Source organism: Oleiphilus sp. HI0125, assembly GCF_001635355.1.
Genome location: NZ_LWGF01000846.1, coordinates 1 through 2,118 on the forward strand (window position 1 = coordinate 1; position 2,118 = coordinate 2,118).

The following is a 2,118-nucleotide window of genomic DNA, read 5'->3' on the forward strand; positions in this document are numbered from 1 at the left end:
TAAAAAAGCCGCAAATCTCATGAGAGCATTTGCGGCTCGATTTAGTCTCTACCTATTATCCGCCAATAAATTCTGGCCCTATACCCAACGACCAAATAATTACCGTTGCGACACGCGTTGAGACAAGATAAACGAGCGCGACTGCGAGAATCGCCCCTTCGAAGAAAAACGCTCTATCTTCTGAAATACGCATCACGATCGGAAGACCCTTGTGTAGAAGAACCCCTGCGCATGCGGCAGCAAATACAAATACTAAGGCGTTGACCCAAAAGACAGGATATAACAGCGAAAAACCACCTAAAAACAGAGGCGTGCATGCGTATGCCATGAGTGCAATTCCGTTTGCAGCTTGCTCGTCATGCTCAGCTCCGTAGGTCTGAGCCATCCAGTCGATCATGTAGCCAATAAAAAATACTCCCAGCAGCATCGTTAGATATGTTAACCCGCACAAGAGGAATGCGCTGTCTGCGGTCAACTTCGTGACGGCCCCATCACCGATTGTCCAACCAACTACAGTGGTAGAATAATAAGCACACAGAGGCCCGATGGCGGCCAATATGCAGGTGTACGCGACAAAGATCCTTGTCGGCATGGAATGCTCTTTTTTGATTTCTTGCCACTCTCTAGTAGGGTGAGTGGCCAATCCAAACATATGTGAAAGCAACATAGTTAGCTCCTCCGCTGGGCTCCGTTCTTACAGTACATAAAGATAGTCGCAATCAGATTCACTTGTTTAGATCACTTTTACTTAAAGAAATGCTGTTTAGACGCTAAAGGAATACAAGCACTTAGTTAACTATGCTAATTCCCTCTTGCATAAGCGATTTCATGCATCACTTGCCGCAAGACCTCTACGCCACTTAGAATCTAGGCAATTTCAACGAACCGGCTGTTTTTAGCTATAGTGTTTTGCATTCAACAAAAGGAAAACGACACTCACATGAGTCAGGAACAACCAAACAATCCTCTTCATGGCATCACGCTGGCTACGATTGTAGAAAAACTTTATGAGCATTATGGTTGGGATGGATTAGCGAGCCGCGTCAGTATCAATTGCTTCAAGAAAGATCCATCGATTAAATCATCGCTAAAATTCTTGCGTCGCACGCCATGGGCTCGTACTAAAGTAGAACAGCTTTATTTGTCTACTTTTAACACCCCATCCCCTTCGCCTTGGGAAAATTGGAAAAAACATGACTAAACAAAGCCTCGAACAACTTAGCGCGATGGAACCTGAAGATCGCTACGATTACACCATCGAACAAATATTAGAGCATAAACAGCTTTGGGTATTAATTAATGCTCAGCAAGACTTTATTACGATCAACTATGAAGAAGACGCGTTTAGCTACCTTCCAATGTGGCCGAGTAAAGAAGCTGCCGTTGCTATTTCTGAGTTTGATCAAGAGGTAACGGCCATCGCGATTCCTGTTGATACGTTTATTGATGACCTTGCTGAAGAGCTAGATCAAGCAAAGATAGAAATTGGTGTGTTCCCAGGTGCTGATACAAGCGTATGGGTATGTGACGCCACCGATTTTAAACATGAAATTAAAGACGCACTTAAGAGCTTATAAGCATGCAAATATCATCCGAAATCCCCTTGCTAGAAAATATATTTAGCCAATGGAAAGAACTCATTGCTGATGACTACTTAGACTATCGAAATCACTGCTATCGCTTGATTCACTGCTGCTTCGCACTGCACGATTGTACGGAAGAAGATAAATTAAATAAGCAGTCCAGCCACTTTATGATCAAGAAAATTAATTCTTGCTGATTTATTCTTCCCCGGCTCAGGCGGTGAGTCGTAATCCAATATATGGACAGCACAAGCAATGAATTCAAAGCCCAAAAAATTAGTTTCATTAAGTACGGCCATTACCAAATTAAGAGCCATAGTGGCGACTCTTAATACCCCTTTTTTGTCCCTGCCTAGACATACTCCAAAAGATACCTCCTTTAATGTATTTATTCAGATGAATTAAACTACCAATAGTCACGAACTCCACAAGTAATAATCTTTTCCAAATAGTTTTATCACCGCATTTTCGCTGTCACAAAACTGTCTATGTTATCGACTATAGTTCGGCACGACGCTTCATTTGTGTCTTATGC

3 protein-coding genes are annotated in these 2,118 nt (G+C 42.5%); 2 read left to right on the forward strand and 1 reads right to left on the reverse strand.

All coding sequences use genetic code 11. The features are described from left to right. Positions 1 to 55 precede the first annotated feature (55 nt). Entirely contained in the window at positions 56 to 667 is a 612-nt protein-coding gene (locus A3762_RS13940) for a Yip1 family protein (protein WP_068474695.1), read from the reverse strand. 273 nt (positions 668 to 940) lie between these two features. On the opposite strand from A3762_RS13940, the gene A3762_RS13945 reads away from it, so the two are divergent. Together A3762_RS13945 and A3762_RS13950 are read left to right on the forward strand one after the other, a co-directional pair. Further along, entirely contained in the window at positions 941 to 1,201 is a 261-nt protein-coding gene (locus tag A3762_RS13945; protein WP_068476123.1) for a VF530 family DNA-binding protein, read from the forward strand. Next, complete coding sequence (locus A3762_RS13950) at positions 1,194 to 1,577, forward strand: DUF2750 domain-containing protein (RefSeq protein ID WP_068755224.1); 384 nt, start codon at positions 1,194 to 1,196, stop codon at positions 1,575 to 1,577. Before A3762_RS13945 ends, A3762_RS13950 begins: the two co-directional genes overlap by 8 nt. Positions 1,578 to 2,118 lie beyond the last annotated feature (541 nt).